The following is a 21,556-nucleotide window of genomic DNA, read 5'->3' on the forward strand; positions in this document are numbered from 1 at the left end:
ACCATGGAAATCTGGCCGGGACGGGACCACCCACTGGGTGCCCACGCGGATGGCAACGGCACCAACTTCGCCTTGTTCAGCGATGGTGCGGCGGCGGTGACGTTGTGTCTTTTCGACCAGCAAGGCAAGGAAACCCTGTTGCCGCTGACCGAGGTGGACGGCTACGTGTGGCATGGCTACGTCCCGGGCGTTGGCCCGGGCCAACGATACGGCTACCGGGTGGAAGGGCCCTGGGATCCAGCCAACGGGCTCCGTTTCAACGCCGCCAAGCTGCTCCTTGACCCATATACCAAGGCGGTTGACGGGGCGATCACGTGGGGCCAGCCGGTCTTTGCCTACAACCTCGGTGATCCACTGGTGCGCAATGACGAAGACTCTGCGGCCAGCACCTACAGAAGTGTGGTGGTGGATGACAGCTTTGACTGGCAGGATGCGGACGGCCGCCCCGATGCGAAACTCGATATTCCCTACTACCAGAGCGTCATCTATGAGGCCCATGTCAAGGGCCTGACGGCCCTCCACCACGACGTGCCCGAGGAGCAGCGCGGCAGCTACGCCGCCTTGGCGCACCCGTCCGTCGTCGAGCATCTAAAGAAGCTCGGTGTCACAGCGGTGGAGCTTATGCCGATCCACCAATTTGTGCAGGACGAAAGGCTCGAGCAGCAGGGTCTGCGAAATTATTGGGGCTACAACACGATCGGTTTCTTTGCGCCGCACAACGAATACGCGGCCAGCTCCGATCCCTGCGACCATGTCCGTGAGTTCAAGTCCATGGTGAAGGAACTGCACCGCAACGGGCTGGAAGTCATCTTGGACGTGGTTTACAACCACACGGCCGAAGGCAGCAACCTTGGTCCCACGCTTTCCTTCCGGGGCATCGATAACGACGCGTACTACCGGCTCCAAGAGGGCAATAAAGAGCTCAACATCGATTACACGGGCACCGGAAATTCCTTCAACGTCAGGCAGCCCCATTCGCTGCAGTTGATCATGGATTCGCTGCGCTACTGGGTCACAGAAATGCATGTTGACGGTTTTCGCTTTGATCTGGCGGCCACGCTGGCCCGGGAGTTTTTCGACGTGGACAAGCTCTCCTCGTTCTTTGAAATGGTGCAGCAAGACCCTGTTGTCTCTCGGGTCAAGCTCATCGCCGAGCCGTGGGATCTTGGCCCCGGCGGCTACCAGGTAGGCAACTTCCCGCCGCAGTGGACCGAATGGAACGGAAAATTCCGCGACACCGTCCGCGATTTTTGGCGGGGAGAACCGTCAACGCTGAGCGAATTTGCGTCACGGCTAACCGGTTCCTCGGACCTGTACGGGAATTCGGGCCGTCGCCCCGTGGCCTCGATCAACTTCGTGACCGCCCACGACGGGTTCACGTTGGCGGACCTGGTGAGCTTTAACGACAAGCACAATGAGGCCAACGGCGAGGAGAACCGCGATGGTGAATCCCACAACCGTTCCTGGAACCACGGTATGGAAGGGCCAACTTCTGATCCTGCCATCGCGGAACTGAGGGCACGCGCCCAACGGAACTTCCTCACCACGCTCATGCTCTCCCAAGGCGTGCCCATGATCCTCCATGGCGATGAACTGGGCCGAACGCAGCATGGCAACAACAATGCCTACGCCCAGGATTCGCCGCTCACGTGGATCGACTGGGAAGCAGCCGACGATGGCCTGACCGACTTCGTCTCCCAGCTGGGACGATTGCGGGAGGCGCACCCGGTGTTTCGCCGTCGTCGGTTCTTCGATGGGCGTCCTGTCGAGCGCGGGGACGACGGCGCACTGCCGGACATTGTGTGGCTGCGCTCAGACGGGGCCACCATGACGGCCGGCGATTGGGACAGCGGATTGGGGCGCTGCATCGGCGTGTTCCTCAATGGTGCAGGCATCCCCGACTGCGACGAAAAGGGCAGGGAAGTGGTTGACGATTGCTTCCTGATGCTCTTTAACAGCGGAGACGCCGCGGTGGACTTCGCCCTGCCAACCGGGGACTACGCGACACGATGGGTGGTGGAAGTAGACACCGGCGCCACCTTGTCCGGTGAGTTCTCCGCGGGGGCAACGGTGCAGCTGGTAGCGCGCTCCGTACTCGTGTTACGCGCCCCGGACCGGAATTAGATAAATCTCACACCATTGCTGGCAAGATGGTTGGTATGACTTTTCACGCCGCGGAAAACCGCTACGAAACCATGCCCTACCGCCGAGTTGGCCGCAGTGGATTGAAGCTGCCCGCCATCTCGCTGGGGTTGTGGCATAACTTTGGGGATGACAAGGGCTTCGAGGTGCAGCGTGACATCCTCCGCCGCGCCTTTGACCTAGGTGTCACACACTTCGATCTGGCCAATAACTATGGTCCGCCCGCCGGAAGTGCCGAAACAAATTTTGGCCGCCACTTCAAGGATGATTTCACCGCGCACCGCAACGAACTGGTGATCTCCACTAAGGCCGGCTACGACATGTGGCCCGGCCCGTACGGTGAGTGGGGATCACGGAAGTACCTGCTCAACAGCCTCGACGATTCGCTTAAGCGCATGGGCTTGGACTACGTTGACATCTTCTACAGTCACCGCCCGGATCCGGAAACCCCCATGGAGGAAACCATGGGCGCACTGGATCACGCCGTCCGCTCCGGCAAGGCCCTGTACGCCGGCATTTCCTCGTACACCCCGGCTCAAACCCTTGAAGCCGCGCGGATTTTGAAGGAAATGGGCACGCCGCTGCTCATCCACCAGCCCTCGTATTCCATCCTGAACCGTTGGACCGAGGACGGGGAGCCGAACCTTTATGAAACGCTCGACGCCGTCGGGGCGGGTTCCATTGCCTTCTCGCCGCTGGCACAGGGCGTACTCACCGACCGCTACCTCAAGGGTGTCCCGGCGGATTCCCGCGCCGCCAAGGAGCGCTTCCTCCACGGCAGCGATCTGACCGAGGAAAAGATGGGCCGCGTGCGGGCCCTGAATGACTTGGCCGCCGAACGTGGACAGTCACTGGCGCAGATGGCCATTGCCTGGATCCTGCGTGAACGGGCCGAGAGCAGCCCCGTCACCTCCGCACTGATCGGCGCCTCAAGCGTCAGTCAGCTGGAGAACAACGTGGCCGCCATTAACAACCTCGTGTTCAGCGAAGGTGAGCTGCGCGCCATTGACGGGTACGCCGTCGAGCCTGCCGTCTAAAGCTCGCTCCCAAGCCTGATTTGGGCCGTTAAATAGGCTGTAAAGGCCACCCGTTGTGCCCGCCTAGCGCACTCGTAGCGCACAACGGGTGGCTTCACAAGGCAGGGCATTGTCTCCCCAATGGAACAAAACCGGGCTCCCGGGTGTTGACTATTATGGTTAGGGCGCCGTAGGGGCGTCAGATCCGGCCAAGCAGCCGTCGTGTCTTTATGTCAACCGTGAAGTCGTGCGTCGACCCATCACCGCAGAGTGAGCGCCGGATCCGTGTGAGTTTTATGAAGGAGTTCCGTGTCCAATCATCCTATTCGGGTTGCCATTGTCGGTGTAGGCAACTGTGCCTCATCACTGGTCCAGGGCGTCCAGTACTACCATGATGCAGACCCGACCGTGAAGGTTCCGGGCCTGATGCATGTTGAGTTCGGCAAGTACCACGTGAACGACGTGCAGTTTGTTGCTGCGTTCGACGTTGACAGCAAAAAGGTGGGCCTTGACCTCTCCGACGCCATCGGCGCCAGCGAGAACAACACCATCAAGCTGGCCGACGTTCCGAACCTGAACGTTCCGGTCCTGCGCGGGCACACGCTCGACGGCTTGGGTAAGTACTACCGCGAGACCATCGTTGAATCCGACGCCGAGCCCGTTGACATTGTTGCAACGTTGAAGGCCGCCAAGGTTGACGTCCTCGTTTGCTACCTGCCCGTTGGCTCAGATGCTGCCGCGAAGTTCTACGCCCAGTGCGCCATCGACGCCGGCGTCGCCTTCGTTAACGCTTTGCCCGTCTTCATTGCCGGCACGAAGGAGTGGGCCGACAAGTTCACCGCTGCCGGTGTGCCGATCGTTGGCGATGACATCAAGAGCCAGATCGGTGCAACCATCACGCACCGCGTCATGGCCAAGTTGTTCGAAGACCGCGGCGTTGTTCTGGACCGCACCTACCAGCTTAACGTTGGTGGCAACATGGACTTCAAGAACATGCTCGAGCGTGAGCGCTTGGAATCCAAGAAGATCTCCAAGACCCAGGCCGTCACCTCCAACACCTCCGCTGTGCTTAGCGAGGACGACGTCCACATTGGCCCGTCGGACTACGTTGCCTGGCTGGATGACCGCAAGTGGGCATTCGTCCGCCTCGAAGGCCGTAACTTCGGTGACGCTCCCGTGTCCCTGGAATACAAGCTCGAAGTATGGGATTCCCCCAACTCGGCAGGTGTGATCATCGACGCCATCCGCGCGGCAAAGATCGCCCTGGACCGCGGCATTGGTGGACCTATCCTCTCGGCTTCCAGCTACTTCATGAAGTCCCCGCCGGAGCAGTACGCCGACGATATCGCGCACGAGAAGGTAGAAGCCTTCATCCGAGGCGACATCTAGCCTCTCCTTCTCTTCCCGACGCGGCATCACTTTCCGGCGGTTTTCTGCCGACGCCGCATCACTTTAGGGCGATAGCTTGCGGGACACTTCCTCTCGAGGGAGTGTCCCGCAGCTTTTTAACCTGTTGGAAATTTCCTATTTCTAGCCTTCGAATCCGGAAGCATGCTTAGGATCTAGCCACGCTTGGTGCAGCGCCATCCGCAGGCGCTGGACCGCGCTGTGAAAACCGTCCGCCAGATCCTCCTGGGTAAAGATCAGCACGGCCCAACCAGCATTGTCGAAGGCCTTGTCCCGGCGCCTATCACTGAACTGCTGCAACTCGTCCAGGTGATGGGCGCCGTCGTACTGCATGGCGATGCGCCGAGCGCGGTAGCCGGCGTCAGCAGATGGCCCGCCTTTGCGCCCCCAGAGGGTGAGTTGAAGTTCTGGCTCCGGCAAACCAGCCTCGGATATGGCCAGGCGCAAAAGCGTCTCGGGTGCCGAATCTGCCCCGACGCGCATGAGCACAAGGGCGTCGCGGGCCCGCACAATTCCTTGGAGATTACGGTGTCGACCGGCCATAGCGTTGAGGGATTTGAGGGTGGCGTAGGGTTCGCTGCGGCCCTCGAACTCGGCTCTGGGAATGCGAATGAGTTGGTCTCCCATGCAGATGAGATCAGGCAAGGGAAGAATACGGGCCAGATCGAGCCAGGTGCGCGAGCGAGTGCTGATCTTCAGTTCGTCTGTGGCTTCGACTTCGCCGCTTAGAGCTGTCACATTGTGGCTGACAATACCTTTTCGACGTAACTGCGGGAGTCGGCGGGGCTTACTGAGGTGAAGCTCATCCGAATCTGCCAGCCACGGCGGCAGAATTAGCCCGTGGAGCCGGGCGGCCGTGGAATGCGAAATCCAAGCACCAGGCGAAGCCGCTGAGAGCACCCGGGCTGCATCCCGTAGATTAAATTCCCATCCATCCGGCCTGTAAATCCCATGGCTAACGTTTATTTGCTGGCTGCTCTTGAGCTGGTCCGGGGTTAGGCCCGAGGCGAGACCTTCACGGTACGTAAAGGGCACCTCGGGGAGATGTAAAGCGTCGCTGGGCTCCATGGATTAATTGTGGCCTAGAGCGGACGCATGCCGCAGAAGTTATCCACAGGTAGGGAACGCCGTCCGGCCCCCACAAAATTGTGGAGGCCGGAAGGTGGTGCGGCGTTGGGGTTAGGGGGCGAGCCAGAGGGTTGTTTCGGCCCCGATTGTTGCTCCCGTCCCCGTTCCTTTGCTTGCTCCCACTGCTCCTTGACCAGCGGCGCTCTCGCCGGAGCTGAGGACCACCTTGGACAGGTCGACGCCGGATGGCAGCGCCGCGGGGGAGCCGCCAAAGTTGGTGATCACCTGCCAGCCGTTCGGGCGGCGGTAGTGCACCACTCCGGCCGCCGGTTGACTGAGCCATTCCAGTGTTTCTTCGGCTTGCAACTTGCTGCGCCACGACAACGCGGAACGGTACATCTCCAGGGTTGAGCCGGACTCACCGTCCTGTGCCGTCGCCGCCAGAGAACCGAACCATTCGGGCTGCGGCAGCCACGGGGTGCCGCCAAAACCAAAGTTGGGCTCAACAGCGGACCACGGCAGCGGCACGCGGCAACCGTCGCGGCCCTTGACGGTATTCAACGTGCGGAACCAGGTGGGGTCCTGCAGCGAAGTCGCGGGCAGGTCGGCGACCTCAAAGAGGCCCAGTTCCTCGCCCTGGTACAGGTAGGCGGAGCCCGGCAAGCCCAGCATGAACAGCGTCGCCGCCCGTGCCCGACGCAAACCGCGCGCCAGATCCAGCGCGGGGACGGCGCCGTCGGCCAGCAGCCACGCCTCGAGGTCTTCCCGGGTGCTGCCGTCCGGCAAGGCATACCGCGAGGGGTGGCGGACCACGTCGTGGTTGGAGAACACCCAGGTGGAGGACGCGCCTGAGGCAACAGCCTCGGAGAGGCACTTCTCGGCGATGGAACGGAACTCCACGGCCGAAAATGGTGCCTGCAGCAGGTCGAAGTTGAATGCTTGGCCTAGTTCGGTGGGGCGGGCATACTTCAAGCGTCGGTCGGTGAACGGGACCCAGGCCTCAGCCACGGCAGCCTTGGGCGGGTTGTATTCGTTGAGTACGGAACGCCAGCCTTCGAAGATTTCGTGGACGGCGTCGCGGTCAAAGAGCGGATCGCTGCCATCGTCGACGAGGATGTCAAGGGCCGGCTTCGAGCGCAGCGGCAGCGACATGTCCTTGACCAGGGCATGCGCCACATCGATGCGGAAACCGTCAACACCGCGGTCGGACCAGAACCGCAACGTGGCGTGGAAGTCCTCGCGGACCTCCGGGTTGTCCCAGTTGAAATCGGGCTGCTCGGTGGCGAACAGGTGCAGGTACCACTGCCCCAAGGAACCGGCATTCGGTCCGGCCTGCTCAACGACCCGTGTCCAAGCACCCCCGCCAAAGTGGGAGGGCCAATCGGACGGCGGCAGTGCGCCGTCGTCCCCCAACCCGTCAAGGAAGTGGTAGCGCGCCCGCTCGGGGGAGCCCGGCGCGGCGGCCAGCGCGGCCTTGAACCACTCGTGCTGGTTGGAGCTGTGGTTGGGCACCACATCCACGATCACGCGGATATCTGCGGCGTGCGCGGCGGCCACCATGGCATCGAAATCGTCCAGGGAGCCGAGGCGGGGATCAACGTTGCGGTAATCGTCGACGTCGTATCCGCCGTCGGCCAGCGCGGACGGATAGAACGGGCTCAGCCAGATCGCGTCGATCCCCAGGGCAGAAAGGTAGCCCATGCGGGAGGTGATGCCGGGCAGATCGCCCATGCCGTCACCGTTGGAATCGGCGAAACTGCGCGGGTAGATCTGGTAGACGGCGGCTTGGCGCCACCAGAGTGAATCGGTTGCAGGAGTAGGCATTATTTGACGGATCCTCTCATGACGCCGGAGATAACCCAGCGCTGGGCGAATAGGTAGACCAAGAGCAACGGTGCCATAGCCATGAGGTACGAGGCAAAAGCCGTTGTGTAATCGGTGTTGAACTGGCTTTGGAAGACGAACTGGACCAGGGGCAGCGTGCGCGTGGTGGGATCGGAGAGGATCACCAGCGGCAGCATGAAGTCATTCCACGCCCACAGGCACGTCAGGATGCCCACGGTGGCGTTGATGGGTGTCAATACCGGGAAGATGACCTTGCGGAACGTTGTCCACACGCTCGCCCCGTCCATGATGGCGGCCTCTTCCAGCTCTGCGGGGATGGATTTGATGAATGCCGTGTAGACGAAGATATTAAAGCTGAGGCCGTAGACCGTGTACAGCAGGAACAAGCCCACTGGGTTGTCCAAACTGAGGAGCGCCATTTGCTTGGTCACCGGCAGCATGATGATGGGGAATGGCACAAAGAGGGCTGCGATGAAGAAGTAGTACAGCGCCTTGAAGAACGGGCGGTGCATGTTCCGGGCGATCGCGTAGGCCACGAGGGAGTTGGTCAGGATGGTCAAGATCACGGCGGCCACAGTGACGATCCCTGAGATCAGCAGGGCGTTGGGGAAGTTGGTCAGTGTCCACGCGTTGGAGAAATTCTCCAGATGAATGCTGGTGGGAAGGGCCAGCGCGTTGCCGTTGAGCTGCTCGGAGGATTTCAGCGCGGTGACGATCGTGAAGTACAGCGGGATCAGGATAGTCAGCGACAGCACCGCCACCAGGACGGTCAGGGGCACGTTGACGGAGGAACGACGCCGGAGCTTGGCCGGGGTGCCTGAGTCCAGAACTGTGGGGCTTTGGGTGAGTGTGCTCATGAGAAGTCAGCCTCCTTGCGCGAGAGAACGCGCAGCTGCAGTAGGGCCAGGACAACGATGACCACCAGGTACACCACTGAGTTGGCCATTTGGTAACCGTATTCGCCGCCTTGGAAGCCGCCGCGGTAGATGACCATGGACACCGATTCGGTGGAGGTGCCGGGACCGCCGTTGGTCAGGGCAACGATCTGGTCGAAGACTTGGAGCTGACCCTTCAAGGCCAACACCATGTTGATGGTGAAGAAGCCGGAGATGAGCGGGAAGGTGATGGACCAAAACTGGCGCCACGGTGAGGCTCCGTCAAGGCTGGCGGCCTCGTAGAGTTCACCGGGAACTGTCTGCAGCCCGGCCAAGTAGATGATGACGCTGAAGGCGATGGACTGCCACGCGGTGACACCCACGATGCCCAGCCAGGCCAGATCGGGGTTTGTCAGGATGGAGGTGGACAGCCACTCGATGCCCAGTGCCTGACCGATGAGCGGCAGGTTGTTGGACAGCAGGTAGTTGAAGACGTAAGCAACAATCAGCACCGAGAGGATGTTGGGGATAAAGAAGATGCCGCGGAAGGCCGTCTGGTACTTGATCTTGGCGTTGAGCAGGATGGCAATGAACAAGGCGCCCACATTGACCACAATGGTGGCCGTGACGGCAAAGATGAGTGTGAAGACATAAGAATTCAGGATCCTGTCATCTTTGAACAGGTTCACGTAGTTGGACAATCCCACAAAATTCCACTCACCGTAGCCGGCGTAATTGGTGAAACTAAAGAAGATGCCGGTCAGAGTGGGGACAGTGTGCAGGATGACAAACAGCACGAGGGCTGGAATGACCATCCAGTAAAAAGTCTTGCTGATCCGTGATGGTCGACGGCGCTGGAGGCCGGCGGAGGTGCGGGGCCTCAAAGCCTTGGCCGTGGAGGTGGTCATGGTTTAGTCCCCTTTCTTGGTAATGGTGCGGGCGGCGACCTTTTCGAATTCGTGATCCATGCGGTTCAGGAACTCGGGTTGCTTGCGGTCAAGGATGAATTGCTGCAAAAGCGGTGCCAGCGGGATGCTGGGCGGCACGTGGTGATCGAAGTAGCCGATGACCTTGCCCTCCGCGAAGAGTCCCTGCATGCCGGCCAGTGCCGGATCGGTGCTCGGGGCCGCGTCGGTGACAGGGGTTAGCGAGGACTGGGCCGCCGCGTAGTAGTCAAGGACCTCCGGGGTCATGAGGTATTCAACGAACTTTTGGGCCTCGGCGGGGTGCTTGGTGTCCTTGCCGATCGCCAGCGTGACGTCGACGCCGGAGACCAGGGTGTTCTTGGCCGGATCGTTTGTTGTGGGGTACGGGAAAGAAGCGATCTTCGCATCCGGGTTCGCCGCGCGGATGGCCGGAATGGCGAAGCTGCCCTGCAGATACATGGCTGATTCACCGGCACCGAAGGCTGCGTTGCCGTCGTTGTAGCCGGCGCCATCGGCTCCCGGCTGGGCGTAGCTGAACAGTTTCGCCAGTTTCGTGGCGGCTTCGGAGCCGTCATGTTCGAAACCAAACTCGCCGCTGGCTGGCGTCCAGTTAGCCGAGCGGACGTCGTCGAAGAAGTCGGCGGGCATGAGATTTCCAGCCAAATTCACATAGGACGGCTGTATGGTCCAGGCATCCTTCAAGGTCATGTAGAACGGGTTGACGCCGTTGGCCTTGAAGGTGTCGGCGGCCGCGATGAACTCATCCCAAGTGGTGGGAACGGCGACACCATATTTGGTAAAGATCTCCGGGTTGTACAGGACTCCGCTGGCGTTGTTGGCAAACGGCAGCCCGTTCGTCTCGGCGCCGTGGCAGGTGCCCAGACCGTTCAAAATATCCTGCACAGAGGAGTTGACCCGGGGCGCCGACGGAAGCTCAGAAAGGTCGGCGAAGACGCAGGCGGAGGCCAGGTCGCCAAAGTTGCCGTTGCCGTTCAGGGTCAGAACGTCTGGCGTTTTGTTCTTGACCAGCAAGGTGCGGATGGCCGTATCCGGATCGGGAACGTTGTTGACGACGATGTCGATGTTCGGGTTTGCCGCCTCAAAATCGTCGACGATCTTGGTGAACTGAGCCACGGCCTCTGGCTTGAACTGGAAGAAATCGAGCTTGACGCGACCGTCATCGGCGGCGCCGCAGCCGCTCAGCCCCAGTGAAACAGTAAGGGCAAGGACGACGACGGCGCTTGCCACCGCTGTGCCAGGCGCTTTTGGGCGCGCTGTAGCTAGGTGTTGTATTGCTTTCATGCGAACTCCTTAGATGGCCCGGGCAGAATCGGCGTCGACCCTGGTGAGCATGATGAGCACGGATTGCTCGGGGAAGAGTACGGGGGACTGGATGCCCACAGAGCCCAGGACGGCGCCCGGAAGGACGGTCTCGTGCAGCGGCCAGGCAAGGGGCGATTGCCCATTGCCCACCTCGTCATCGAGCGGGTGAGATAGGGCAACCCTGTAGCGGCCTTCAGGAGCAAGGCCCGGAAGGGTGATCCGGCCGGAGGGGTAGGTGGTTGAGGCTGTTCGCTGGGTCAGCGCAAAGATGGCCCGCCCGCCGTCGTCCGAGACGACACCGCGCACATCCAGGGCCGGGTCCGGCACATCGGCGTGCACGCTGATGCCCGTGTGGAACAGTTCGCGGTTCTCCTTGTGGAACTGTACCCAGCTGGCCAATTCTGCCGTTTGTGCGTCGCTGATGTCGGCGATGTTCCATTCAATGCCAAAGTGGCCAAAGATGGCTGTGCGGGCCATGAAACCAAGGCTGTGCTGGCGGCGAGTGGAGTGCGACTTTGGGCCACCAATGTGGGCGCCCATGAGTTCATACGGCACCAGCAGCGAGGTGTTGGCCTGGTTGTCCAGACGTTCCATGGGGTCGATGCAATCGCTGGTCCAGATCCGGTCGGTGTAGTTAAGGATGCCCAAATCCACGCGGGCACCACCGGAGGCGCAGCTTTCAATCTCCAGCTCCGGGTGGCGGGTCTTCAAGTTTGCTAACAGCCGGTACAGGGCCAGTGTTGATTCACGGACGGCGGCATTGCCGGTGCGGGCATCGGAGGCGTCGAGCAGATCGCGATTGTGGTCCCACTTGATATAGCTGATGGGGTATTCGCTGAGGATGGCGTCAATGCTGGCCAGAAGGTAGTCGAAGCAGTCCGGATGGGCCAAATTCAAGACCTGTTGCTGCCTAGCGCTGACGGGCCAACGGCTAGGGGTGTGCAGGATCCAGTCGGGGTGGTTGCGAGCCAGATCGCTGTCAGGGTTGACCATCTCGGGCTCGAACCACAATCCAAACTCCATCCCGAGTCCGCGGACGTGATCGATGATGGGGCTCAAACCATCGGCCCAAACAGCCGGATCAACAAACCAGTCGCCCAGACCTGCGGTATCGTCACGGCGGCCAAGGAACCAGCCGTCGTCGAGCACAAAGCGCTCCACGCCAACAGCTGCCGCCTTGTCGGCGAGGTTCTTCAGCGTGGTGAGGTCGTGGTTGAAGTACACAGCCTCCCACGTGTTGAGCGTGACGGGGCGGGGGCGGCGAGGGTGCTGGGTGCGCGCCCGCAGATCCTGATGGAAGCGTGCCGAGAGTTCATCCAGGCCGTGGCCCCAGGAACCGAGGGACCAGGGTGTGGTGTGACTTTCCCCTGGTGCCAGCACTACCTCGCCTGGCAGCAGCAACTCTCCTGCCGTCAGGAAGCTGTCGCTGGTGATGGTGCGTTCGGCGGTGAGCCTGTGATTTCCGCTCCAGGCAGTGTGCACGCCGTGGACCAGACCGCTGCGGTAGCCAAAGCTGTCAGTTCCAGCCAGCATGAGCAGCGAGGCATCGGCGCCGGGGCGGCCGCGGCGGCTCTCCCGTACATGGGCTCCAACGGTCAAGGGCCGGCGCTGCGCCGTGCGTTCCTTCAAATGCCTGCCGGTTGAATCCTGAACAGTGGTGGCTGTGGTGGGCAGCGGGAAAACAGTGGTGAGGTGGTGCACCTGGTAGTCCGAGGTGCCCATGTTAGTCAGGGTGTGACGCTGCTCCAGGACACCGGCCCCGGTCAGCGACAATTCCGTAATGAGGCGAAGTCCGCCGGCGGGGTCCTCGGCGACGATCGTGGCTGATGTGGAGTCGAAGAGGGTGGACGTTGTGCTCAGTGCACTGGCCCAGGCACCGGTTGCGCGCTGCCCTATGAGCGCGGGGGATCCCTGCCAGCCAAATACTTCCTGTGGCAGAAGGTTCAAACGCGCCGGGGCATCAATGCCGCCGGAGACACGTTGCGGGCGGGCTGCCACGGCCAAGGACTCCAGCTCCGCAGCGGAGAGGATTCCGGTGGAAGGGCCCCAATGAATGATGGACGGTGTGCCAGCGGTGGTCAGGTCAACGATGACCGAGGTGCCGCCGCGATGCAGTTGCAGGTGCGCGGGAGTTGAGGGGGTTGTTGTGCTCATATAATAGTTTTACCGCAAAACTAATTACTGTGTCAAGAGTCACTCTATGTGGCGAATTCGGCCAATTCTTTCGCCTGTCGACTGGAATTAGACTCAATCTGCAATAAACTAAGCGGTATGAACACCGTCTCCCCGCTACCAGCCCTGCATGCAGAGAAGCGCGAAAATCCGGACGCGCTCGCAGATTCGGCGCTGGAATTGGCCCGTTTGGTACTTGTTCGTGGCCCTATATCCCGCGGAGAGTTGGCCAAGGAACTCAAGCTGAGCGTGGCCAGCCTGACCCGGTTGGGCAAGCCACTCCTTGATGCTGGCCTTCTGGTTGAGGGGGCCATCGTTGCCGATGGAACGGTGGGCAGGCCTGTCCGCTTGCTCGATGTTCGCAACGACAGCGCGTGGTTCGTGGGTGTCAAAGTTGCTGGCGATCTGCTGCAGGCTGTCTTGACGGACCTGCGGGCCACCATTCTGGCTGAGGCGACCCTGGCCATTACCGATACCTCAACCTCCACCGTGGTGGAGGGGATTGCGCAGTTGACCGAACAGCTCGGTGCCCACCTGGATGTACGCATTACTGGCGTTGGTGTCTCCTTGGGTGGGCAGGTCCGCCCCGACGGCGTAGTTCATCGCGCTCCGTTCCTCGGCTGGAAAGAGGTCCCGCTGGGAAACTTGCTTGCGGCACGTCTTGAATTACCGGTCGTGGTGGACAACGACGTCACCGCGCTTGTTGCCGCCGAGCAGTGGTTTGGGGCGGGGCGCGAGGTCGACGATTTCGCTGTGATCACCGTGGGCGCTGGCGTCGGATACGGCTTGGCCATCCGCAACCACGTCATTCGTACGGCAGATACAGGCTTGGGCCTCGGTGGGCACTTTCCACTGGATCCCAATGGGCCCATGTGCATGGACGGGCACCGGGGCTGCTCCACGGCCATGTTGTCCATTCCCAGCATCTGCCTGCAGATATCCGCCGCGCTGGGCCGGCCAGTTGATTACGAGCAGGCGCTGGAATTGGCCGAGGAAGGTAACCGCGCAGCAGTGGCTGTCCTCGAAGCGGCAGCGAAAGCGCTTGGCGTGCTGATAGCCGCAGCGGCGAACCTGACCATGGTTAACACGGTTGTGCTAGGCGGCGAGGGTCTCGCCTTGTTCACCACAAGGAAAGCGGCGGTGCTGGCCACCTTGGCAGCCGGGCGCGATCCGGAAGCAGAGCCTGTCACCGTCCGTGTTGCCTCGGCAGATTTCACCGAGTGGGCGCGTGGTGCAGCGGCCGTGGCCATTCAAGCGCAGGCGTTTGTCCTCTAAGCCTGCGGACTCGTCCCGGAATTTCTAGACTTCCCGAACTTCCAGGGTGGCAGGACACGCCATGGGCTAGCATGGCAGAAACGCAAGGAGACGGCCACGATGCCAAGGATTCATAGCCTGAGAAGTTCGGTCCACGCAGCGGGCTCGCGGCTTGCCGTGACGGTGCTGCTGTTCTCCGTTGTGGCGGTGGTTGCCGGGTGTACCCAGCAGCAGCCCGGCGGAGATGCCACCGGCACACCGCCCGTGACAGTAACGACCCCTCCAAGTATCCCGGCTGGAACCACAGCTCCGCCGGCTGGCACTGCGTCTCCCACCGGCACCGCGTCGCCCGCGGGTATAGACCTGACCATCACACTTACTGAATCGCCTGGGGCCGCACCCCGTACTTTCCGGCTCGTTGCCGACGGCTCGACGCCGGCCGCGGAGTCAACCTTGCCCGACTCCGCCGCGGCTCTGGCCGCCGTGGAGTTGCACGGACAAAAGATCTTCTTCGCCCTTCCGGATCCGGCGCGTATTTGCACCCAGCAATACGGCGGCCCGCAGATCGCCGTAGTCACCGGATGGTTCAACGGCCAGGAAGTCAACGCCGCGTTCAGCCGGACCGACGGTTGCGAAATTTCACGCTGGCAGGCCCTGGCCCCGCTGTTCGGCGCGTTGGCAGGCGGCACCGGCGCCGTCTAGCCCGGCGAAAGTCCCTGAACCAACGTCACGCTGAATTAACGTCCCACAGTACGACGGCGGCCATCCAGACTTGCTGGATGGCCGCCGTCGTACTGTGGGAAAGCTGGGTTAGCTCACCGATCCTTGGATGAGTGAATCGGACCGTTGCTCGGACACCTTGGCGTCCTCAGGGACAACCGCAACGCCAGCATCCGTGATGATCACCGAGACGAACGTTTCGGTGCCGGCGTCACCGAACGCAACCCGGCCCAGGTAGTTGCCCGGGGCGAGCCCGGTCCAGCTAAGGGTCACGTTGCCGGACTTGCCATTGGCCAACTTCAGCGGGTTCGGAGCCACGGAGGCATTGCCAACGTTGGCGCCAAGGATCGCCGCGTCAACGGTGGCCTTGACTGCGCCGCCATCGGTGCTGGAGTACAGGTTGGCGAGCACCCGGTAGGTGCCCGGAGCCGGGTTTGTCAGCGAGAAGGATTCGCTGGAAGAAGCCGTCCGCAGATCGTAGACCTGGCCCCGGGGGTTGAAAACGACCATGTCATAATCGGCGCCGGGATCGGCGGAAATAACCTGGAACTTGGCCAGTTCAGTGCCCGCCGGGACAACAACTTCCTTGAGGTAGTTGGAGGCGTTGGTGCCGATGGCCAACGGGCCAGGAGCCAACTCAACAGCGCTGGAATCGGCCTTTGACAGTCCGTTGAGGGTCAGTGCCACAGGGGCGCTGGTACCGGAAACAACCGGAATCTGGCCGCTGCCGGTGCCCTGATCGGAGCTAAAGGTGATCTCCGGCTGCACGAGGGCTGCCAGCGGGCGGACGGCTACCGGAGAGGTGACCGTGGCGCCGGCGCCCTGCCATGTCAGGCTTCCCATGGCGAATTCGCCGAGGGCTGCGGTGGCGTTTTCAAAGGTGACCTTGAAGGTGCGCTGCTGGCCGGCTTGGGAGAAGTTCAACACCGAAGGGGTGACCTTGACGTTGACTCCAGGAACGTTGGCCATTGCTCGGTACAAACCGGGCGTCAGTGCCGTGACGGTGCGGGTGACAGTAACCTTGCCAGCAAGGCTGCCGACAGCCAAGGACGCGAGGTTCATGTCCCGAGGTGCGGTGCTGCCAAGACCTGGCATGCCCAGATCGATTCCGGTGCCCTGAATGAACTTCAGGTATTCGGTGTCGCCTGCGTCGTACACCAGACCGGGTGTAAGGGCCTTGACGACAGAGGTTTGACCGGCGCCCGTTGCAAAGAGATCGGTGTTCTTGCTGCCATCTTCATTGACTACATCCGTGGCTGTTGTCATCATGGCCGACTTCACCATTGCCGGTGACCAGGTGGGGTTCTTGGCCAGCAGGAGTGCGCCGAAGCCGGCAACATGCGGTGCTGCCATGGACGTTCCGGACATCATGCCGAACTGGTCACCGCCGGTTGCGATGGGGGAAACTCCGGCAAGCACGGCAACACCGGGAGCGGCGACGTCGGGCTTGAGTAGATCCGAGTTCGTGGCAGTCAGCGGGCCGCGGGAGGAGAATCCGGCAACCTGGGGCTGCGGAGCCACCGGCAATCCTGTGGTGTCAGTGTCAACGAGTGAAACCAAAATATCCGGGTTGGCCGTGACCTTGTCCTTGATGAGCTGCGTTGCCGGCGGGTTCACGTGAACCGTGGGCACCGCGTGCAGGTCCACATCTTCGGAGGAGGATGAGACGTTGGTGAGGATCATGCCGACGCCGCCGGCACGCTTGACCTCAGCGCTCTTGGCCGTACGGTCAATCACGCCTCGGTCACACACAACAACCTTGCCGGCCACCTTCGCGGCATCAAGGGTGTTGGGCCCACACAGTTCGGGGTTGGCCGCACCCGCTGCGGCAGCAGTGGTCGCAAGGATCACGTGGCTCGCCGGAACGCTCTGTCCCATCATGCTGGCGCCGCGGAACTTGGTGCCATCGGAGAACTCTGCCGTGCCCTGAAGCTCAGAGGAGAAGGACGTGGCGGCTACCGTGGTCAACCACGGCGCACCGTGGTTGACGGTACTGGCCGTGGGGCCGGAGTTACCTGCGGAGGCCGCGACGAAGATTCCTGCCGAGGTTGCCGAGAGGAAAGCCAAGGAAACAGGGTCAGTGGTGGATGAGGTGCTGCCCGAGATGGAGTAGTTCAGCACGTCCACGCCGTCAAGGATGGCCTGGTTGATGGCAGCGACTGCGGAGGATGAGTAGCAACCGCCGGTGTCCGGATCGGTGTCTTCCCAGCAGATCTTGTAGACGGAGAGTTTTGCCGCCGGGGCGACGCCGCCGGTGATCCCCATGGCGCGATCGCCAATGGTGGCCGCAATGTTGGCGTTGCCAGCAGCTGTGCTGCCGGTGTGAGTACCATGGCTGGCAACGTCCACGGGGGAGAGGACCTCTTCCGGTGCGCGGTCACCGGGTGCAACGTAGTTCATGAAGTCATCGGCAAAGTAATGCGCGCTGAGGACCTTGGAATTGCAGGCGGTGCCATCAAAATCGGCGCCCGACTCGACACCCTTTTGGCATTCGCCCGAGAAGGTTTCGCCATTGGCCTTGAGCATGGCGATGTTGCCATCGTCATTGCGGTAGGGGACGCCTACCTGCGGCTCACCGGTCAGGGGCAACACCTCATTGCCGGCAAAGAAGGGGCTTGACGGCGTGTAGCCGGTGTCGATGATGCCAACAACAACGCCTTCACCCGCCTTGTCCTGTCCGCCAAACTTCGTGTTCCAGCTGCCGTCCTGACCGCTGAGCCCGAGGAAGTCCGTGCTGGAATAATCTGGTGCGTTCTCGGTGTCAGGGGCCACTGTTAGGACACTTGGGTCCTTGGCAAGGGCCAGTGCCTGATCTGCCGAAAGATCTGCGGAGAAACCGTTGAGGGCAGCCGTGAAGGTGCGCTTGACCGTGACGTTTTCCGTCTTGGCAACGGCGGCCTGCTTGGTCTCCAAGTGAGCCTTGTACTTCTGGACCTCGGGCCGCGAAGAGTCAAGCTTTTTCCCGGACTGTGGCTTGGTGGCACTCAGGCCGGCCGTGCCGCCGTCGTACATGGCGATGGGCTGTTCGGCGAGGACAACAATGTAGCGTCCGGCTTGGTAGTCAAGCGGATCAATGTCCGTCGCAGAGATACCGGGTGAGGCGGGCTGGCTCGGGTTGGCCGATGCTGGCAGTGCCCCCACTGTGACAAAAAGCAATGGAAGGCCGGCACAAAGTGCCACGGCCTTTCGCATTCCTGAGTTGCGAAAGAGAGTTCTTCCCGTTCGTTTCATGGCGCTGTGAACCTTTCGACAGGATCTCCGCCAGGCGTCTTACCTGACGGGTGCAACATGGCAGGCCGGCCGGCATCCAGAGTGATGATCTAGGGTGCAGTGAACCGTCGAAGCCAACTAAAACAGCCTACCGACCAGTAGGGTGTTTGTGAGCCGGAACACAACATGAAAATTGCGGACTGTCCAAATGGCTAGGGTACGGGCGCCAGGCGCGTGCGGGCGGACTTTGTTAGCAGCCGGGCGGGGCGATGTACTGGTATGTGAGGGCGAGATCGTAGCTCAGGACCGTGCGGGCGGCCGTCCGTTCCCAGCCAAAGGCTCCGGCAAACACGGAGGCGGCGCGCCCCATGTCGATGCGGGTCTCGCCAAAATCATGCAGGGACGCGATGGCTTCGGCCCACAGCCTTGGCGAACGGCCGTCAACGAGCAGGCCGGTGCGTCCGTCGCTGACAGCGCGGGGCAGGCCGCCAACATTGGTGGCGATGACAGGGGTGCCGCAGGCTTGCGCTTCCAGGGCTACCAAACCAAAAGACTCACTGGAGGACGGCACGGCCACGACACTCGCGCTGCGGTACCAATCGGCTAATTTCGCCGAGTCAACAGGCGGGTGGATGGTGGCGCTGGCGGACAATCCGGACTCGTTGATAAGTGTCTGGAGATCGTACCGGTCATTGCCGCTGCGGGAGCCAAGGAAAGAGAGCTGCAGATCAATGTCGGGGCGTTCCTCGCGCAGGATGGCGGCAGCCTTGACCAGCACGTGCGGTCCCTTGAGGCGCTGCATACGCCCGGCGAAAACTACGTGGAAGCGCCCCGGTGCGATGCCCAATTCCTTGCGGGACCGATCGCGGAATGCGGGTTTGAAGACCTTGAGGTCGACGCCGGGGGACACCACATCGATGCGCTGCTCGCAGCCGTCGTAGTGCCGTTCGAGCTCGGCGGCCTCGGCCGTGGTGTTTGCGATCAGGCGCGTTGCCGCGGCCACAATGTGCTGCTCACCATCTTCGCGGATGCCGGGCTCGGCCGTCTGCCCCTGCGGCAGATGGTGGTTCTTGACCCGGGCCATGGTGTGCATGGTGTGCACCATGGGCAGGTCAAGGCGCTTGGCAACCAGAAGCCCGGCCATGCCGGATACCCAGTAGTGCGAGTGGATGACGCGGACCGGTTCACCGGGAAGCGCTGCAACATGAGCGGCGACGGCGTCGGCCATCTCGGTGATCAGTTCCGGGAGAGCTTCCTTGGAAACCTTGGAAAAGGGGCCGGCCGTGATGTGGTGGACATTCACGAGAGGAGCCAACTTGACGTTCTCCGGCTGCGCGGCCGAGGTGCGCCGGGTGTAGATGTCAACGGCCACACCGGTGGCAGCCAGTTCCAGGGCGAGGTGCCGGACGTAGACGTTCATGCCGCCGGCGTCGCCTCCGCCAGGCTGATCGAGCGGGGACGTGTGGAGGGAGAGCATGGCGACACGCCGAATCTGATGCACGGCTACCTCCTTCAATGCTTTGGCTGGGCTGGTGGACCCCGCAATTCTCATGTGCTGTACGTGGATGCGCGCAGCCCATGTGTGCGGGAGCGCGTAAATACCTTGACCATCTTCCCACTGGAGGGGCCCGCATGCCATCCGCGGACCGACGGCGGACGTCGCGGAAGCCCGGCGTCGTGCCTTAGCGAAGGCAGCAAATGATGCCCGACGGCGGTTGGAGACGCCGCACTTTCGGCGCCACCACGCGCTGTGACCGGCTGCACTGACGCGCAGGGGCGGCATAAGTCCGAGAAAAAAGGCCTAAAATGGGCAGGTGAGCCCTTTCGTTGTGCCAGTTCCTGCCCCGAGTTACGGTCTTGAACGGCAAGCCATCATTGACCTGTCCGCGATCGCCAACAATATCCGTCATCTGCGTGCGCTTGCCGCGCCTGCCAAGTTCATGGCCGTGGTCAAGGCCGACGCCTACGGGCACGGCATGATTCAGGTGGCCCGCACGGCGGTGGCTGCCGGTGCGCAGTGGCTCGGAACAGCCCACGTCTCCGAGGGTCTTGCGCTCCGCGCGGCAGGGCTGGAGGCTCCAGTGCTGTCGTGGCTGCACACCCAGGACACCGATTTCACGGCCGCCGTCGCCAACGAGATTGATCTGGGTTGTTCGGGGTGGGAACTCGAGCGCATTGTTGCCGCCGCACGCGAACTCCAACGCCCGGCGCGGATCCACCTAAAAATTGATACCGGTTTGGGCCGCAACGGCTGCTCCCGTGAGAATTGGCCCGCGCTGGTTGCCGCTGCCCTGAAATATCAGGCGCAGGGCCTGTTACGCGTTGTTGGCGTGTTCAGCCACCTCGCCGTGGCGGATGAACCCCAGCGACCCGAAACTGATGAGCAGTTGGAACGGTTCCGCGAGGCCGTCGCGGTGGCCGAGGCCGCCGGCGCCCAGCTTGAGGTCCGGCACATCGCCAATACTCCGGCCACCCTGTCCCGCCCGGACTCCCATTTCGATATGGTCCGGGTAGGGCTTGGCATCTATGGGCTTTCGCCGTTTGAGGATCACAGCTCCGCCGAGCTGGGTCTGACTCCGGCCATGACCCTGCAAACCCAGATCGCACTGTGCAAGGACGTCCCGACGGGCCAGGGTGTCTCGTACGGGCTGAACTTCATTTCCGAGGCGGCCACAACCTTGGGCCTGGTTCCGGTCGGTTACGCGGACGGCATTCCGCGCATTGCCACGGGTGGCCCGGTCCGGGTCAACGGCGTGACCTACCCCGTGGTGGGCAGGATCGCCATGGATCAAATGGTCATTGATTTGGGCCCGGATGCGTGTGCAGCCTTCGACGGCGGTTCCGCACTTGGTGCCACAGCCGTGCTGTTTGGCAATGGGACCGACGGCGGACCCGTCGTTGAGCAATGGGCGGCGGCTGCAGGTACTGTCAACTATGAAATTGTGACCCGGATCAGCCCACGCGTCCCGCGCCGCTACGTGGGCGGGGCCGAATGAGCGTCTGGGAATTTGCCACGGGCACCGCTGAGCAAACGCAACAATTGGCAGGGAAGTTGGCCGCACTGCTGCGCGCCGGCGACCTGATCATCCTCAGCGGCGAACTTGGTGCCGGAAAGACAACCTTCACGCAGGGACTTGGCCGCAGCCTTGGCGTACGCGAAGGAATCATTTCACCAACATTTGTGCTGGTGCGCATCCATCCGAATATGCCCGACGGCCTCAACCCGGGCGGCCCGGATCTGGTCCACGTTGATGCCTACAGGCTGGGCACGCCTGGTGAAATCGATGACATCGACCTGGAAAACACCATGGACTCCTCGGTGACGGTGGTTGAGTGGGGTGTTGACAGGGTGGAACATCTGGCCGCCAGCCGCTTGGAAATCGAGCTGGTGCGGGCCGTGGGCGGCGCCAGACCGGCCCCTTCAGCCCCGACCGCTTCCGGCATCGCCAGCACCCTTGATGGCACTGACTTTTCCGCCAGCTTCGATGCTGACGAGGACGACGACGAACCCCGCACCTTGCGCTTGGTTGCCGTGGGGCCACGCTGGGAGGGCACCGACTTTTCGGTGCTCGGCCAGCTTGTGAACACAACAGAATAG

15 protein-coding genes are annotated in these 21,556 nt (G+C 62.1%); 7 read left to right on the forward strand and 8 right to left on the reverse strand.

All coding sequences use genetic code 11. From position 1 onward, the window contains the following. Nucleotides 1-3 precede the first annotated feature (3 nt). From glgX to ACP7B9_RS01320, 3 genes are all read left to right on the forward strand, one after another. Entirely contained in the window at nucleotides 4-2,124 is a 2,121-nt protein-coding gene (glgX, locus tag ACP7B9_RS01310) for a glycogen debranching protein GlgX (RefSeq protein WP_425860026.1), read from the forward strand. Nucleotides 2,125-2,159: 35 nt separating this feature from the next. Beyond that, the gene (mgrA, locus tag ACP7B9_RS01315; RefSeq protein ID WP_425860028.1) at nucleotides 2,160-3,179 is read left to right on the forward strand and encodes an L-glyceraldehyde 3-phosphate reductase; all 1,020 of its coding nucleotides are present in this window, start codon (nucleotides 2,160-2,162) and stop codon (nucleotides 3,177-3,179) included. Nucleotides 3,180-3,467: 288 nt separating this feature from the next. Further along, nucleotides 3,468-4,547: an inositol-3-phosphate synthase gene (locus ACP7B9_RS01320; RefSeq protein ID WP_425860030.1), complete on the forward strand. Its 1,080-nt coding sequence runs from the start codon at nucleotides 3,468-3,470 to the stop codon at nucleotides 4,545-4,547. 141 nt (nucleotides 4,548-4,688) lie between these two features. Here ACP7B9_RS01320 and ACP7B9_RS01325 read toward each other — a convergent pair whose 3' ends face one another. From ACP7B9_RS01325 to ACP7B9_RS01350, 6 genes are all read right to left on the reverse strand, one after another. Continuing rightward, nucleotides 4,689-5,633: a hypothetical protein gene (locus tag ACP7B9_RS01325; RefSeq protein ID WP_425860032.1), complete on the reverse strand. Its 945-nt coding sequence runs from the start codon at nucleotides 5,631-5,633 to the stop codon at nucleotides 4,689-4,691. 111 nt (nucleotides 5,634-5,744) lie between these two features. After that, nucleotides 5,745-7,457 (reverse strand): glycoside hydrolase family 13 protein, encoded by a 1,713-nt coding sequence (locus ACP7B9_RS01330; protein WP_425860034.1) that lies wholly within the window; start codon nucleotides 7,455-7,457, stop codon nucleotides 5,745-5,747. After that, nucleotides 7,457-8,335 (reverse strand): carbohydrate ABC transporter permease, encoded by an 879-nt coding sequence (locus ACP7B9_RS01335; RefSeq protein ID WP_425860036.1) that lies wholly within the window; start codon nucleotides 8,333-8,335, stop codon nucleotides 7,457-7,459. The genes ACP7B9_RS01330 and ACP7B9_RS01335 overlap by 1 nt, the downstream gene beginning before the upstream one ends. Further along, nucleotides 8,332-9,261 carry a carbohydrate ABC transporter permease gene (locus ACP7B9_RS01340; RefSeq protein ID WP_425860038.1) on the reverse strand — a complete coding sequence of 310 codons (930 nt, stop codon included), beginning with the start codon at nucleotides 9,259-9,261 and terminating at the stop codon, nucleotides 8,332-8,334. Before ACP7B9_RS01340 ends, ACP7B9_RS01335 begins: the two co-directional genes overlap by 4 nt. A 3-nt stretch (nucleotides 9,262-9,264) precedes the next feature. Further along, complete coding sequence (locus tag ACP7B9_RS01345; protein ID WP_425860039.1) at nucleotides 9,265-10,581, reverse strand: ABC transporter substrate-binding protein; 1,317 nt, start codon at nucleotides 10,579-10,581, stop codon at nucleotides 9,265-9,267. A gap of 9 nt (nucleotides 10,582-10,590) precedes the next feature. Beyond that, entirely contained in the window at nucleotides 10,591-12,756 is a 2,166-nt protein-coding gene (locus ACP7B9_RS01350) for an alpha-galactosidase (RefSeq protein ID WP_425860041.1), read from the reverse strand. A gap of 117 nt (nucleotides 12,757-12,873) precedes the next feature. Here ACP7B9_RS01350 and ACP7B9_RS01355 point away from each other — a divergent pair, with 117 nt between their 5' ends. After that, on the forward strand, nucleotides 12,874-14,049 hold the full coding sequence (locus ACP7B9_RS01355) for an ROK family protein (RefSeq protein ID WP_425860043.1): 1,176 nt from the start codon (nucleotides 12,874-12,876) through the stop codon (nucleotides 14,047-14,049). A 99-nt stretch (nucleotides 14,050-14,148) separates the two neighbouring features. Beyond that, a complete protein-coding gene (locus tag ACP7B9_RS01360) occupies nucleotides 14,149-14,730 on the forward strand; it encodes a hypothetical protein (protein ID WP_425860044.1) in 582 nt (193 codons plus the stop codon). 108 nt (nucleotides 14,731-14,838) lie between these two features. Here the strand turns inward: ACP7B9_RS01360 and ACP7B9_RS01365 are convergent, their stop codons facing one another. Both ACP7B9_RS01365 and mshA read right to left on the reverse strand, forming a co-directional pair. Beyond that, entirely contained in the window at nucleotides 14,839-17,979 is a 3,141-nt protein-coding gene (locus ACP7B9_RS01365) for a S8 family serine peptidase (RefSeq protein WP_425860046.1), read from the reverse strand. Nucleotides 17,980-18,208: 229 nt separating this feature from the next. Then, nucleotides 18,209-19,459: a D-inositol-3-phosphate glycosyltransferase gene (gene mshA, locus ACP7B9_RS01370; protein WP_425860048.1), complete on the reverse strand. Its 1,251-nt coding sequence runs from the start codon at nucleotides 19,457-19,459 to the stop codon at nucleotides 18,209-18,211. Between the two features lie 313 nt (nucleotides 19,460-19,772). On the opposite strand from mshA, the gene alr reads away from it, so the two are divergent. Together alr and tsaE are read left to right on the forward strand one after the other, a co-directional pair. Next, nucleotides 19,773-20,954, forward strand: a complete 1,182-nt coding sequence (gene alr / locus ACP7B9_RS01375; RefSeq protein ID WP_425860050.1) for an alanine racemase — start codon at nucleotides 19,773-19,775, stop codon at nucleotides 20,952-20,954. Beyond that, a complete protein-coding gene (tsaE, locus tag ACP7B9_RS01380) occupies nucleotides 20,951-21,556 on the forward strand; it encodes a tRNA (adenosine(37)-N6)-threonylcarbamoyltransferase complex ATPase subunit type 1 TsaE (RefSeq protein WP_425860052.1) in 606 nt (201 codons plus the stop codon). Before alr ends, tsaE begins: the two co-directional genes overlap by 4 nt.

Origin of the sequence: Arthrobacter sp. TWP1-1, from assembly GCF_049897845.1 — a bacterium.
Taxonomy (GTDB): domain Bacteria; phylum Actinomycetota; class Actinomycetes; order Actinomycetales; family Micrococcaceae; genus Specibacter.